The sequence below is a fragment of the Brachybacterium kimchii genome (assembly GCF_023373525.1).
Classification (GTDB): domain Bacteria; phylum Actinomycetota; class Actinomycetes; order Actinomycetales; family Dermabacteraceae; genus Brachybacterium; species Brachybacterium kimchii.
Map to the genome: position 1 here is coordinate 3,616,952 of NZ_CP097218.1, position 14,216 is coordinate 3,631,167.

The following is a 14,216-nucleotide window of genomic DNA, read 5'->3' on the forward strand; positions in this document are numbered from 1 at the left end:
CTAGGGCATGCACAAGATTTGCGTACTCGCGCTCGCAGGTCAAGGGTGGACGCAAATCTTATGCGCCCCGAAAGGGGGGGCACGCCCCCTCGACCCTCCCGGTCTCGCCCCCAGGTCTCACCCGTCCGAGCGCGAGAACCGGTTCGTCATCAGGTTCGACGCCGTGAACAGCACGGAGCTCAGCAGCTGATCGGTCTCGGTGCGGATCTGCTCGGCGAACTCGGTGTTGGCCTCCGCGAGCAGGGCGGGGATCGAACCCTCCGGCGCGCCCGCGGCGACCTGCTCGTCGGCCGCATGCACGGCCGAGTGGCCGAGCGCCAGGGTCTTCTGCTGGTACCGCTCGATCGTGGGGATGATCTGCGCGAAGTGGGCGTCCGTCAGGGCGGCGATGAGACGCGAGGACCAGTAGAAGCTGTCCGTGCTCACCTCGGCCGTGGTCGTGCCGAGGTACGCGGGAGCCTCGTCGACGTTCGTGAACATCGGGATCAGAGTGTTGAACGGGTTCGAGGCGAAGGAGATCCACTGCAGCGCACGGGATGCCTCAGGCAGGTCGGGGCGGATCTGGAGGATCGCGAGCGCGTTGTGCCGGTTGATGCCGATGGGGCGGAAGGCGCGGCGCTCGGCGTCGGTGCCGCGCGGGGAGTAGGGGTCGAAGACCGTGCCCTGGTAGTGGGAGCTCAGCACGTCCTTGACGTCCTCGATCGTCAGCTTCCGCTCGGGCCGGCGGCTCCACGGGAGGTCGTCCGAGTCCGGGCGGTGCGGGGCGTCCGGGGCGTCCCAGTCCTCGCTCGTGGGGTTCAGCGTGCGCTGCATGTACCAGGCGCGGGGCGTGTTGTACATGTGGTCGTGCTCGGAGTGCGAGCCGAAGGCCTCGCGCGGGTTGAAGGTGCTGCCGGCCGTGTCGGCCCCCGTCGGCCCCGCGCCGGAGAAGCCCGCTGAGCCGGAGCGGCGCAGGGTGAGGTCCAGATGGTGGGTCGCGAGGAAGTCGCGCAGGTCGGGGCTCGCGAGGTGGTCGCGGCCCGCGCCCTCGGCGTCCTCGAGGTCGAAGGAGTCGATGCCCAGCTGGTTGGGCATGGTCACGTAGTGGTCCTCGGGAACGCGCCGCGCGATCCAGTGGTGGCCGCCCACCGTCTCGAGCCACCAGATGTCCTGGGCGTCGGAGAACGCGATGCCGTTCATCTCGTAGGTGCCGTGCTCGGTGAGCAGGGCGCCCAGGCGCTCGACGCCCTCGCGGGCCGAGCGGATGTACGGCAGGACCAGCGTCACGAAGTCCTCCTCTCCGAATCCGCCCGGCTGCTCCGGCCGATGCCCGGGCTCGCCCTCGGCGCCGACGGCGGGGACGAGCTCCACGAGCGGGTCCGCGCCCAGCACCCGGGGGTTGGAGGTGAGGGTCTCGGTCGCGCTCATCGCGACGTTCGCCGCGTTGATCCCCGCGCACCCCCAGATGCCCTCGTCGGGCAGGGCGTTGGGGACGGACGTGTATCGCAGCGGATCGTCGGGCAGGTCGATGGTCCGATGGCCGAGGACGCTGGTGTACGTGCGCGGCTGGTCCTCCGGGCGCACCACGACCACGCGCTTGGGATCGAAGGACCCGTTCGAGGAGTCCTCGGTGCGGGCGCCGATGGGCGAGCCGTCGGCGCTGGCCTTCCGGCCGACGAGGAGCGTGGTGCAGGGCATGGGGCCTCCTGGAGATCGAGCGGGGTGCGGCTGTCGCGCGGAACCGCGGGAGCCGTCTCTGCATTCCACGGTAGTCCGGCCCGATGTCCGAGCGGGCAGTCGTCGCCCGCTCGGACGTCGGCCGCTCAGAACACCGCGAGCGGATTCACCGCGAGCCCCGTCGTGCCGAGGATCCGCGGTGGGGCGAGGACCAGCATGAAGCTCCAGCGCTGCAGGTCGGCGCAGGTCCGGGAGAGCTCGTCGAGCTGGGCGACGTCCACGAGCGGGAGGCCCAGGCGCCCGAGCGCGACCTGGTGCATCGGCATGGGGAGGGTCGGCGGGCGGGCGTCCCCGATGTCGCCGACGTAGAGGGCGGCGCCGTGCGCGTCCAGCCACTGAACGGCGCTCAGGTCCAGGCCCGGCGCGGGCGCGGTCATCGAGTCGTTCAGGTCCCAGTCCCCGCGCACGACGATCGCGTCGCCCGCATGGACCTCGGTGCCCTGCCGTTCGAGCGCGGCGTCGAGATCACCGCCTCCGATCCGGTCCTCGGCGGTCAGCGGCGAGCCCGCCGGCGCTATGTCGAGCAGGACGCCGCGCGTGATGATCCCGCGGGTGAACGGGTCGGCCGAGCCGTGACGCACGCCCACGGGGGTGACGGCGTCCGCGAGCGGCACGCCGGGGTAGACGCGGCCGTCCACGGGGATGTGGGCGAGGGCGTCGAGGTGCGTCAGGCCCGCGTTGTGCGTGTTGACCAGCAGGGAGTCGGTGGTCGCCATGGGTGTGAAGCCGTTGAAGTTCACCATCTGCATGACGGGCGCAGGGATCATCTCCGGGGTGCCGACGGGGGAGAGCGCCGTGGTCAGCGGCGTGGGCGAGGTGGGGCGCGCGAGGCTGACCGAGGTGCCGTCGCGCACCTCCGCGGCGGCGCGGGCGCGGGCCGCGTCGTCGATGAGGTTCAGGGTGCCGAGCTGGTCGTCCTCGCCCCATCGGCCCCAGTTGGAGGGAAGGTTCTCGCGTGCGGGGAGGTCGTTCCGGGTCATCGTCGTCCTCCCGCGGTCATGTGGTCGATCGCCGCGTGCAGCGCCTCATGGCCGACGCCGCGGGCGCTGAGGTAGCCGTCGGGGCGCACGAGGATCCACTCCTCGTCGCCGAGCGCCAGGGTGCCGCTGACCAGTGCATCGGCGTCCGGGATGCGGTGCGCAGCGCCCTGTGCGGAAGGATCCGTGGCGCCGCGGAGTGCACCGGGGTCCGACGGCCGGCCCGCTCCGGATCCGTCGCGGCCGACGAGCGCCACCGTCTCGAGCCAGTCGGGCAGCCCCGAAGCATCGACCGTGCCCCGCGCGCCCTCGCGGACGACGAGGTGCCAGGCGGGGCTGCGCAGCGCCGCGCGCAGCATCGTCCAGCCGGGCGACTGCGCCTGGTGGGCCCAGACCTGCCCGATGCGCTCCCCGGGCTGCGGGCCCGTCGGGCCGTCGGCCGCGTGGGTCGGGGCCGACTCGCCCGACGCGAGGGTCAGCGCGCTGTCGGGGTAGCCGATCGCGAGGCCGGACATGCCGCGGATCAGGCCGCGCTCGAACTCCTTGTGCTTGCGCTCCGCCTCGGCCGCGGCGTCCGCCTCCGCCCCGGCCGCCGCGTCCGCCTCTCCTTCTGCGCGCGAATCCACCTCGGCCTGCGCACCGGCGCCGGCGGGCGTCTCCTGCGCCGTCGCGCTCGTCGGGTCGTCGACCATGACGGTCGCCATCACGCGGCTCGTGGAGGCGAGCAGCGCCTGGCCCACCGGCACGCGCTCCGCGTCGTAGGTGTCCAGCAGGGATGCGTCGGCCTGGCCGCGCAGCACCATGGCGAGCTTCCAGGCGAGGTTGTAGGCCTCCTGGACGCCGGTGTTCAGCCCCTGCCCGGAGGCGGGGGAGTGCACGTGGGCGGCATCCCCCGAGACGAAGCAGCGGCCCACGTGCATCGCGGGCACCGCGCGCTGCTGGATCGTGAAGCGGGAGACCCAGCTGGGCGGCTCGACGACCGTCTCGCGGCCGAGCGCCTGGGTGAGCTTGGCGCTGAACTGTCGAGCGATCTGCGCGGGGTCCGACGGATCACCCTCACCGGTCGTGTCCAGCAGGCGCCACGTGCCCGCCTCCGGGAACGGGAAGAGCATGAGGGCGCCGCCCTCGGGGAACATCCAGTGCACGCCGTCGCGGTCCACGTCGGTGTGCACGACCGCGTCGGCGATCAGCCAGGTGTGGGCGGACTCGCCGGTCAGGGGCAGGCCGAGCGCCTTGCGGACGGTCGAATGGCCGCCGTCGCACCCCCACAGGTACCGCGCGCGCACGGTCTCGGACGTGGCCGACGCGGCGCTCTGCGGGACGCTCTCCGCGGTGCTCCCCGCGTCGGTCCCGGAGGCGGGATCTGGCTGGCGGCCGAGCACGGCGGTGACGCCGTCGGCGTCCTGCTCGAAGGACTCGAGGGTCGTGCCCCACTCGATCTCGACACCGAGCATCGCGGCCGCGGCACGCAGCGCGCGTTCGATGATCACCTGGTCGACGTTGAGCATGAAGGGGAAGCGCGTGGCGAGGTCCCCGAAGTCGAAGTCGAGACGGTTGGTGCCCTCCGCCTCGTGACGGACGAAGGCGTTGACGCGCGTGCCGTGGGGAGCGATCTCGCCGAGGATCCCGATCTGGTCGTAGACCTCCAGGCTGCGTGCGTGCGCCCCGAGGGCCCGGCTCGTCGTGGCCGGTTCGCGCGCGGCGTCCACGAGCCGCACGGACACGCCCGAGCGGGCCAGGTTCACCGCCGCCATGAGGCCGACGGGCCCGGCACCCGCCACGAGGACATCGACATCGTGATCAGTCATCGGTTCCTTCTCCCTGCAGTGTTAGCTAAGCTGACACAGGGGAGTGTTCCACCAGGAGGACGAGAGGGCAATGCCGGACGAGACGCAGAAGACATCCGCACCGGGCGGCGACGCGCTCCCGCTGCTCGCGCTCCTGCAGCGCGGCCTGCGCGTGCTGACCGACGAGTTCGTGCAGCGCATGGGGGTCGCTGGCGTCGACCCCATCACCCCGGCGCACGCGATCGTGCTCATGCACCTGGGGCAGGAGTCCCCGTTGACCGTCGCCGAGCTCGCGCGGCGGGCCGACGTCACCCGCCAGACCATGCATCGCGCCGTCATGCAGCTGGTCGACGAGGGGATCCTGACCAGCGCGCCGGGAACGGGCTTCCCCCGCAGCACGCGGATCGGGCTGACGGAGGCGGGTGAGCGGCGCCGCGATCTCGCGCGCGGCATCCTCGACGAGCTCGATCGCGAGCTCGCGGAGGAGGTCGGCCAGGGCGTCGTCGAGGAGCTGCGTGGGGCGCTCGGGCGGGTGTGGGGGAGAGCCGCTTCCGGTGGGTGATCGCGCGGCGTCGTCGGTCGCCGACGGGACGTGGGCGGACCTCTCTGCCGTGGGTGGCAGAGAGGTCGCGCATACGCCGGTCGGCGACACGGCACTGCGGCGCCGCCGCACTTCGAGCCACCGCGCTCGCGAGCCGCCGCGCTGCCGCGCCCGGCCTACGCGGCCCCAGTCTCGATCAGCAGCACCCCGCCGATGATGAGCGCGACGCCCAGCCCCATCAGCCAGGTGAACGGCTCCTTGAAGACCACGCGTCCGAGCAGCGCGGTGAGGGCGACGCCGGCGGCCGCCCAGATGCCGTAGGCGGCGCCGAGCGGGATGCCGTGGGAGAGGGCGAGCGAGAGCAGGGTGAAGGCGCTGAGGTAGCCGAGCGCGACGCCCGCGTACCAGGGGCGTCGTCCGATGGCCAGGCGCAGGGACATCGTCCCGAAGACCTCGGAGACGATCGCGCCGACGAGCAGCATCCAGGCCATCAGCGCTCCTCCTCCGGCGCCGCCGAGCGGGTCGTGCGATCGAGCGGATCGAGGGGGTCGGCAGACCCCGGCCCTGCGGCGGACTCGGGCCATACGGCGAACTCGGGCCCGACGTCGGACTCAGGCCCGACGCCGGAGGCGGGAGGCGCCGGCGACCCCAGCTCCACGCACAGCACCCCTGCGATGACCAGGACGATGCCGATGATCATCGGCGCCGTGAGCGCTTCGCCGAAGAGGATCAGGGACATGATCGCGGTCAGCGCGACGCCGGACGCTCCCCAGACCCCGTAGGCGACGCCGAGCGGCATGCCCTCGCGCAGCACGAGGGCGAGGGCGATGAACGCCCCCACGTATCCGACCAGGACGAGGGCGTAGAGGGCGGGCCGCTCGAGGGCGCCTTTGAGCGACAGCGAGGCCGTGACCTCCGCGCCGATCGCGAGGAGCAGGAACGTCCAGCCGCGCGAGGGCGCGTTCGCCTCGGCGCTCACTCGCCAGCCCCTTCGTCCACGAGCTCCATGGCCAGGGCGAACAGCTCCTCGCGCTCGTCGTCCCGCACCGTGGGGATGTCGAGCGAGGCGTTGAACCAGGCGCCGTCGGCCAGGAGTCGGGCGGCCCGCAGCGCCGCGCGGCGGCGCGGGCTCCCCTCGAGCTCGAAGCCGAACCACGGGTCGAGCCTGCGCGACCACTGCTCGCACAGCATGTCCCGTAGCTGCGCATCGGCGATCAGCGCGAGGTCGCTGTGCGCGAACTCCCCGCACAGCGCGTGGGACACGTAGGCGCGCAGGCGGTCGGCGGGGTCCTTGAGCTCGGCATGTTCCTGCTCCAGGCGCCCCTGGAGGTCCGCCTCCCAGAGTTCCACGATGCGATCGACGACCGCGACGAGCAGCTTCTGCTTGGTGCCCACGTGATGGACGACCCCGGGTTTGGTCAGCCCCGTCTCGCGGGCCACGGCGTCGAGAGTGAGCGGCTCGTGCTGGGCGAGCACGGCGATCGCGGCGTCCAGGACCTCGGATCTCGTCGGCATACGAGCAGACTACCTACCATCCGTATGGTCGGTCCACATCGCGGGACCGTCGAACGTCGCCGAGACCGTCGCGGTGCCGCCGCCTTCGGGAACATCTCGAGCGCATGGCGGCACCAGGCGGACGCCCAGGAGACTGGCATCGCGCGCGGTCTTGACCCTGTTCCGACCACACGGTCTCGGATGGCGTCACTCGACAAGGAGGACGCATGACTGCCGCCGAGACCTACACCGCCGAGGACCACCAGGCGATGATGTCGACGATCACCGGGTTCTGGGTCAGCCAGCTCACCGCCACACTGGCCCATCTCGAGATCGCCGAGCACCTGCACGACGGACCGAAGACCGCCGCCCGGATCGCCGAGCTCGCGGGGAGTGACCCCCATGCGACCTTCCGGCTGCTCCGCGCCGCCGTGGATCCCGGGCTCGTGAGCCACGATCCCGAGACTGACTGCTTCGCGAGCACCTCGCTGCTGGACCGTCTGCGCGCCTCCGCGCCGGACTCCCTGCGGAACGTCGCGCTGGTCTGGAACGCACCGCTGCACTGGCAGGCCTGGGGCCGCTTCACCGAGTGCGTGCGCACCGGCGAGAACCAGGTGGGCTCGGCCGTCGGTCGATCGACCTTCGACTACCTCGCCGAGCATCCCGTGGAGGCGGACCAGTTCAGCCGCGCGATGGCCGAGCTGTCCACTCCGACCATCCGCGAGGCCGTCGTCGCGATCGAGGCGGGGCCGGGGACCACGATCGTCGACGTCGGCGGCGCCACCGGGGCGTTCGTCCTGGGCATGCTGGCCGAGCATCCGGGGACCGACGGCCTCGTCCTGGATCTCCCGCACGTGACCGCCGCCGCGGAGCGGGAGATCGCGGCGCGCGGGATGCAGGAGCGATGCCGGGCAGTTCCCGGCGACTTCTTCGAGGCGGTCCCCGAGGCCGACCTGTACCTGGTGAAGTTCGTCCTCCACGACTGGGGTGACGACGCCTGCATCCGGGTCCTCCAGCGGTGCCGGCAGGCCATGAGGCCCGGCGCCCGCGTGGTCGTGGTCGACATGGTCACGGGCGCGCCCGACGATCCCGGCACGGCCGCGCTGATGGACCTCAACATGCTGGCGATCGCACCGGGCGCGCGCGAGCACGATCTCGCCGACTTCGACCGCTTCTTCGCCGCCGCCGGCCTCGCCCGCACGGCCACGACCGAGCTGTCGCCCCCGTACTGCGTGCTGGAGGTCGAAGCGGTGTGATGCCGCCCTCGCGCCGGATCGTGACCCATTCGAGACCGTCCAGGTGACGCACGCACTACCCGCTGAGCAGGAGACTCGCCGACACTGAGCCTGAGGGGACCACCCCGCATCGACGACGCTGCGGGAGCACCGAGGCCGGTGCCGCGGCGACCTCTTCCTCTCCTCGGCTCTTCTCCTCGAAGGACACTGATGGCTCCTCGTCTCGGCGCGCTCACCGACAAGCTCACCGGCAGGAAGAAGGTGGGCGTCATCTCCGCGCTCTCCTGCTGCGGCTGCGGCGGTCTCGCATTCCTCCTGCTCATGACGCTCGGCGTCATCGGCGTGTTCGTCGCGCCGATGACGCCCACCCCGAGCGATGACCCCACGGTGGTCGCCCAGTCCGCCGACCGCGACGCCCAGGCATCGCAGGAGCCCGCGCCGTCGGCCTCCGAGTCGGCGACCCCGACCGAGACGCCGAGCGCGAGCGCGACGCCCGATGCGTCGACGGCGGCGGCCACGTCGACCGCGCCGTCGGCATCTGCCAGCGCGTCGGCGACCCCCGACGCCTCCACGGCGCTCGGCATGCTGGAGACGCTCGAGGTGAAGGGGCGCGCGCCGAAGACCGGCTACGACCGGGACCTGTTCGGCTGGCGCGACGACGTCGACCACAACGGCTGCGACACCCGCAACGACGTGCTGCGCCGGGACCTGTCCGACGTGGTCCTCAAGCACGGCACCGACGGCTGCGTCGTGCTCTCCGGGACGCTCAGCCCCTCGCCCTACAGCGGCGACGACGTCTCCTTCGACCAGCAGGACGACAACTCCCTGGACATCGACCACCTGGTCGCGCTCTCTGACGCCTGGCAGACGGGCGCCTCGGGCTGGGACGAGGAGACCCGCCACGCGTTCGCCAACGACCCGCTGAACCTGGTGGCCGTCGAGAGCGGCCTGAACAGGAAGAAGGGCGACGGTGACGCCGCGACCTGGCTGCCGCCCCGGAAGGCGTACCGCTGCGAGTACGTCGCCCGCCAGATCGCCGTGAAGGCCGAGTACGAGCTGTGGGTCAAGCCCGCGGAGAAGGACGCGATGCGCTCCGTGCTCGAGGGCTGCGAGGACACCCCGGCGTTCGCCGGAGCCGTCGCCACCCCCGACCGGTGGGAGGGCGACAACGTCCGGGAGGCGCCGGCGCCGACGAAGAAGCCCGCGACGTCCTCGAAGAGCTCCGGGTCCTCGTCGAAGGGGTCGTCGTCCTCGAAGAAGTCCTCGTCCTCGACATCGTCGAAGTCTTCGGGCTCGTCCTCGAAGAAGTCGTCGAAGTCCTCATCGGGCTCCTCGACGTCGTCGTCCTCGAGCTCGCCGGGCTCCGGCTCGTCCTCGGGCTCCAGCTCATCGGGTTCCGGCTCCAGCGGGGGCTCGGGGAGCACGTATTACAAGAACTGCGACGCGGTGCGGGCCGCGGGCAAGGATCCGATCTATGCGGGCGAGCCGGGCTACTCGCGGAAGCTGGATCGCGACGGCGACGGCGTCGGCTGCGAATGACGAAGAGCGCGGGACCACTCGGTGGTCCCGCGCCCTCGCCCTGCCGTGCAGGGCCCTGTGCCGGCGGGATCCTGCACGGCAGGATCCCGCGCGGCGACGATGTCCGCGTCAGCGCACCTGGTCCACCAGGTGGTCGCCGTGCATGTTCGTCGAGGTCTTCACGCCGATGGTCATCTGCGCGTCGGTCTCGGTGTTCACGTAGGTGACGTAGACGTGGCCCGCGGCGCCCTCGGCATCCAGGCGCTTCCAGTGCTTGGCGGCCGTGGCGTGGTCGACGAGGTCGGCGCGCGCACTCCTGGTGGTGTCGCGCTGCAGGTCGATGTCGTCGCCGACGCCGAACTCCCGGACCGTGCGGTCCGCGTAGTCGACGGGGCTGGTGGTGCTCTGCGAGCTCTGGGTGGTCTCCGAGCCCCGCGCGGAGTCGGCGGTGGTCGGCGCGGCGAGGGCGGCGGGGGCGCTGAGCGCTCCGGCGAGGCCGACGGTGGCGACGATGGCGAGCTTCCGAGTGCGGGTCATACTGGATCAGACCTTCCTTCGAGGTGACGAGATGCCCCGGGGAGGGAAGAGTCCGGATGACCGACCCCGTGCATCATGCACTGTCGTTGACCCACTCTTTGCCTACGTTTGACCCGTTGTCAAACGCCAGGCACGACACGTGGACGCTCACGCGGGTGCTCACGCGGACGTCAGAGGGCGTCGGCCGCCGTCCTCGACGCGCGACGATGCACCCCGTACGAGATCCCCACGATCCCGAGTCCCAGCACGGCGAGCAGCATGCCCGTCCACGCGGGGGCGAGCAGGCCCCAGCCGGCGGCCAGCACCGCGGCCCCGAGCGCCGCGCCGAGCGAGTTGCCGATGTTCAGCGCCGAATGGTGCAGGGACGCGGCGAGCGAGGGCGCGTCGGGCGAGGCATCGAGCAGGAACAGCTGCAGGGACGGGCCCATGAGCTGGGACGTCACGGCGATCACGAAGAGCATGATCATGCCGGCGACGGCCCAGTGCGCCACGAGCGCGAACACCGCGAAGCTCGCCGCCATGCCCACCAGGCCCAGGAGGATCGTGCCGTAGATCGAGCGGTCGGTGAGGCGCCCGGCGACGATGTTGCCCACGGTCATGCCGACGCCGAAGACGAACAGCGCCACGGGCACCGCGCGCTCGGGGAGCCCCAGCACGCCGGGGACGATCTCGCCGATGTAGCTGTAGACGGCGAACATGCCGCCGAAGCCGATCGCGCCGATGCCCAGACCCAGCCACACCTGCGCGCGGCGCAGCGCGCGCAGCTCGCCGAGCATCGAACCGGTCGTGCCGGACCCCTCGGGCTCGGGCACGAGACGCCAGATCGCGAGCGTGCTCGCGAGCGCCAGGACGACGACGATCCAGTAGGCGGCGCGCCAGCCGACGCTCTGGCCGAGCGCGGTCGAGGCGGGCACCCCGAGCATGGTCGCGATCGTCAGGCCCAGCATGACCTTGGAGACCGAGCGGGCGCGCCGGCCGGGAGGGGAGAGGCGGGAGGCGACGAGCGCGGCGACGCCGAAGAAGGCGCCATGGGGGAGTCCGGCGACGAAGCGCGCGATCGCGAGGATCGAGAACGTGGGCGCGATCGCCGAGATCAGGTTCCCCGCGCCGATCAGGGCGATGAGCAGCACGAGCAGCCGGGCGCGCGGCATCCTCGCGGCGGCGATCGTCACCACGGGCGCGCCGATCACCACGCCCAGCGCGTAGAGGGTGATGAGCATGCCGGCCTGTGGGACGCTCACCTCGACCGAGCGCGCGATCTGCGGCAGCAGCCCCATCGAGGCGAACTCGGTGGTGCCGATCGCGAAGGCGCCGAGGGCCATCGCGAGGATCACCAGGCGCAGACGCTCGGGCGCGAGCGGGGCGGGCGACGCGGTCGCGGCCGGTGGGGTCTGGGGCGACGGGGTCTGGCTCGACGGGGAGGGCAGGGTCACGGCATCTCCAGCGGAACGGGGCGGATCATCGCTGCCGACGCTGGGAGCGGTGGGGACCGATCGATCGTATAGGCCTGCGCCCCGACGCGTCAGTCCGCGCTCAGCGGACGCGACCAGGCGACCTCCCGCTCCAGCTGGCCCGTCTCCCGGAAGAGCCGCACCTGATGGGTCTGTGCGAGGGCTTCGGCGAGGTCCTCGCGGTGCGCGGGGGCGAACCCCAGGGACTGCCAGAACGGTCCGGACCGGCGGCTGAACAGCCAGGCGGTCCGCGCGCCCTCCTGCGCCGCGCGCTCCAGGGCGAAGCGCGCGAGCGCGGTGCCGCGGCCGCGCGAGCGGTGCGTAGGGCTCACGGCGACGCTGCGGATGAGCGCGTGGCGGCCGTCGGCGCTGATCTCGAATCCCGTGCTCGCGACGATCGCGCCCTGCTCATCGCGCTGGGTCCACAGTCGGACGGTCGGCGCATCCAGGCCGCTCAGGGTCAGATCGACCTCGCGCAGGAACGTGGTGAGCGCCGGCGCGTCGGCCGCCGTGCGGGGGTGAAGATCCATCCGAGCGAGTACATCAGGGGCCCGGCTGAGCGCCGGGTCGCGTCCAGTCGTCGACACGGTCAGCGCCCCGTCTGCCGCACCGCCACATGCACGACGGGCTCGTCCTCCTGCCCGACCACGACGACGAACGCCGCCGACCCCTCGACGCCCTCCGCGATGCGGTCGCCCTTCTTCTGCGTGCCGTCCCCCAGACGCTCCGTCGCCGCAGCCATGTCGTCCTTGAAGGCGCGGGACTCGATGCCGCCGGAAAAGTTGTCCGCCACCCATGCGTCGATCACGTCGGCGGGGCCGGAGAAGGTGACGACCCTGCTCCATGTCTCGTCGCCCTTCAGGGGTGCGTCGGCCACGGAGGCCTCCAGATCCGGGGCGCTGAGGCCCGCAGCGTCGAGCACGGTCTCGGCATCCATCTCGGTCTCCTCGAGGTCGGAGTTCCCGCAGGCGGCCAGCAGCATCGTGCCGACCGCGAGGGGGAGCAGGGTGAGAAGAGCTCGTCGTCTCACGTCACGGACCCTTCCGAGTGCTGGGCGGAGGATGACCCGACCAGGTCGTGCTCCCGGGCGAGGCGGCTGCGCATCCGACGCCGAGCTGAACGCGCGGAGCTGGTGGGTGACTGCTCCCGAGAATCCCGACATCGTCCCCTCGCAGCGCCGCTTCCTGATCTGCCCGTGCCGACGTCAACCTACGGCTCCCGACACCGCCGGTCCATGGGGACTTCTGCCCATCCACAGGTTCTCTCGGCGCCGTTGTCCCGCACGGATCCATGGGATCCTTGCCCCACTGTCCCCTCCCCAGAAGGAACTCCCATGGGAAGCACATTCCTCGGCATCGGGATCGCAGGCTTCATCGCCGTGGTCGTCGTCGCCCTCCTCGTCATCGCGGTGATCGCGTTCTTCCTGGTCCGCGGTTGGATCAAGGTCGCCCGCGCCGACGAGGCGCTGGTCATCTCCGGCAAGAGCCAGAAGAACGAGGACGGCTCCACCTCCGCGACCACGGTGGTCGTCAACGGCAAGGCGATCGTCAACCCGATCACCCAGCGCCACGAGGTCATCTCGCTGCGCCAGCGCCAGGTGAACATGCGCGCGGAGGCGCAGTCCGCGGACAACGTGACGCTCGCCGTCGAGGCCGTGGCGCTCGTGAAGATCGGCTCGGACCGCGAGCTGGTGCGCCGGGCGGCCGAGCGCTTCGCCTCCCAGGACGAGGCCATCGAGTCCTTCACCCAGGACCAGCTCGAGGGCGTGCTGCGCGGCGTGATCGCCCAGCAGTCCGTCATCTCGCTCATGCGCGACCGCAAGGTCTTCTCCGAGCAGATCGCCGAGACCGTGATCCCCGAGCTGCGCGAGCAGGGCCTGATCCTGGACTCCTTCCAGATCCGCGGGATCACCGACGGCGTCGGCTACATCCAGTCCCTCGGCGCCCCGGAGATCGAGGACAAGCGCCAGGCGGCCGAGATCAGCCAGACCAACGCCGAGCGCGCCGTCGCCAAGGAGCGCATCCGCAACGAGGAGCAGAACCTCGTCGAGCAGCAGGCGCTGGACACGAACAAGGCGAACGCGCAGGCCGAGGTCGGGCGCGCGCAGGCGCAGGCCGAGCAGGCCCAGGCCCTGGCGGGAGAGAAGTCCCGCCAGGAGGTCCTCCAGCAGCAGGCCGAGAACAAGCAGGCGCAGCTCGACGCCGACGTCAAGCGCGTCGCGGACGCCGAGCTCTACCGCAGGCAGAAGGACGCGGAGGCCTCCGCATTCGAGCAGCGCCGCCAGGCCGAGGCCCGCGCCGAGGTCGCCGAGGCCGACGCCCGCGCCGTGAAGCTGCGCGCCGAGGCCGACGCCGAGTCCGAGCGACTGGCCGGCGAGGCCCGCGCCGACGCCATGCGCGCCGAGGCCGAGGCGCTGCGCGAGAACCAGGAGGCGCTGCTCGCGCAGCGCGTCGTCGACCAGCTGCCCACCCTCATGGAGACCTTCGCCAAGGGCTACGCGCAGATCGGCGAGATCACCGTGGTCAGCTCCGGCGGCAACGACGGCGACGTCGCCGGCAAGCAGTTCTCCGGCGAGTCCGCCGGGGCCCTGCGCGGTGTCTTCGACACCGTCGAGGCGACGCTCGGCCTGAGCATCCCCGACCTCATCCAGGGCCGCGTCTCCGGCGAGGCCCAGGGCCGCGCCCAGGGCGAGGCGATCGGCGAGGCGCTGCGGGGGCAGGGCACGAGCGGGACGGACGGATCGCACCGTGCCGGCGGGGTCGCCGGGAAGAGTGGGGCTGGCGAGCCGCGACCGACGGGCGAGACGGGAGCGCAGACCGCGGACGAGGCTCCGGCCTCGCCGCGCCCGGAGCAGAATGGGGCGGGCACCGACTGATCGGTCCGCCGGGCGCCGCGCTGCTGCGGGCCCGGCGACACCGTCGGTCCATCCGCCACCGCCCGGCGACGCCGCCGGGGCAGAC

General features: G+C 72.1%; 14 protein-coding genes. 4 read left to right on the plus strand and 10 right to left on the minus strand.

Features of this window, described 5'->3' with window-relative positions:
• Positions 1-117 precede the first annotated feature (117 nt).
• From M4486_RS16460 to M4486_RS16470, 3 genes are all read right to left on the minus strand, one after another.
• Positions 118-1,677, minus strand: a complete 1,560-nt coding sequence (locus M4486_RS16460; protein ID WP_249478371.1) for a C69 family dipeptidase — start codon at positions 1,675-1,677, stop codon at positions 118-120.
• Positions 1,678-1,802: 125 nt separating this feature from the next.
• Entirely contained in the window at positions 1,803-2,696 is an 894-nt protein-coding gene (locus tag M4486_RS16465; RefSeq protein WP_249478373.1) for a cyclase family protein, read from the minus strand.
• Positions 2,693-4,501: an FAD-dependent oxidoreductase gene (locus tag M4486_RS16470; RefSeq protein ID WP_249478375.1), complete on the minus strand. Its 1,809-nt coding sequence runs from the start codon at positions 4,499-4,501 to the stop codon at positions 2,693-2,695. Before M4486_RS16470 ends, M4486_RS16465 begins: the two co-directional genes overlap by 4 nt.
• Before the next feature lie 70 nt (positions 4,502-4,571).
• Between M4486_RS16470 and M4486_RS16475 the strand changes: the two genes are divergently transcribed.
• Complete coding sequence (locus tag M4486_RS16475; protein ID WP_249478376.1) at positions 4,572-5,042, plus strand: MarR family winged helix-turn-helix transcriptional regulator; 471 nt, start codon at positions 4,572-4,574, stop codon at positions 5,040-5,042.
• A gap of 155 nt (positions 5,043-5,197) precedes the next feature.
• On the opposite strand, the gene M4486_RS16480 is transcribed toward M4486_RS16475, so the two are convergent.
• From M4486_RS16480 to M4486_RS16490, 3 genes are read right to left on the minus strand one after another with little or no spacing between them, the layout of a single operon-like run.
• Positions 5,198-5,512, minus strand: a complete 315-nt coding sequence (locus M4486_RS16480; protein WP_249478378.1) for a DMT family transporter — start codon at positions 5,510-5,512, stop codon at positions 5,198-5,200.
• Complete coding sequence (locus M4486_RS16485) at positions 5,512-6,000, minus strand: DMT family transporter (RefSeq protein WP_249478379.1); 489 nt, start codon at positions 5,998-6,000, stop codon at positions 5,512-5,514. The genes M4486_RS16480 and M4486_RS16485 overlap by 1 nt, the downstream gene beginning before the upstream one ends.
• Positions 5,997-6,536, minus strand: a complete 540-nt coding sequence (locus M4486_RS16490) for a TetR/AcrR family transcriptional regulator (protein WP_249478381.1) — start codon at positions 6,534-6,536, stop codon at positions 5,997-5,999. The genes M4486_RS16485 and M4486_RS16490 overlap by 4 nt, the downstream gene beginning before the upstream one ends.
• Before the next feature lie 206 nt (positions 6,537-6,742).
• On the opposite strand from M4486_RS16490, the gene M4486_RS16495 reads away from it, so the two are divergent.
• Complete coding sequence (locus M4486_RS16495) at positions 6,743-7,771, plus strand: methyltransferase (RefSeq protein WP_249478382.1); 1,029 nt, start codon at positions 6,743-6,745, stop codon at positions 7,769-7,771.
• 189 nt (positions 7,772-7,960) lie between these two features.
• The gene (locus M4486_RS16500; protein ID WP_249478385.1) at positions 7,961-9,289 is read left to right on the plus strand and encodes a GmrSD restriction endonuclease domain-containing protein; all 1,329 of its coding nucleotides are present in this window, start codon (positions 7,961-7,963) and stop codon (positions 9,287-9,289) included.
• Positions 9,290-9,397: 108 nt separating this feature from the next.
• Here the strand turns inward: M4486_RS16500 and M4486_RS16505 are convergent, their stop codons facing one another.
• The 4 genes from M4486_RS16505 to M4486_RS16520 form a co-directional block, all read right to left on the minus strand.
• Entirely contained in the window at positions 9,398-9,805 is a 408-nt protein-coding gene (locus M4486_RS16505; RefSeq protein ID WP_249478387.1) for a hypothetical protein, read from the minus strand.
• 170 nt (positions 9,806-9,975) lie between these two features.
• Positions 9,976-11,238: an MFS transporter gene (locus M4486_RS16510; protein ID WP_249478389.1), complete on the minus strand. Its 1,263-nt coding sequence runs from the start codon at positions 11,236-11,238 to the stop codon at positions 9,976-9,978.
• A gap of 89 nt (positions 11,239-11,327) precedes the next feature.
• Complete coding sequence (locus tag M4486_RS16515; protein ID WP_249478391.1) at positions 11,328-11,786, minus strand: GNAT family N-acetyltransferase; 459 nt, start codon at positions 11,784-11,786, stop codon at positions 11,328-11,330.
• A 59-nt stretch (positions 11,787-11,845) separates the two neighbouring features.
• Entirely contained in the window at positions 11,846-12,286 is a 441-nt protein-coding gene (locus M4486_RS16520; RefSeq protein WP_249478393.1) for a hypothetical protein, read from the minus strand.
• Positions 12,287-12,589: 303 nt separating this feature from the next.
• Here M4486_RS16520 and M4486_RS16525 point away from each other — a divergent pair, with 303 nt between their 5' ends.
• Positions 12,590-14,131 (plus strand): SPFH domain-containing protein, encoded by a 1,542-nt coding sequence (locus M4486_RS16525; RefSeq protein ID WP_249478395.1) that lies wholly within the window; start codon positions 12,590-12,592, stop codon positions 14,129-14,131.
• The last annotated feature ends 85 nt before the right edge of the window (positions 14,132-14,216 follow it).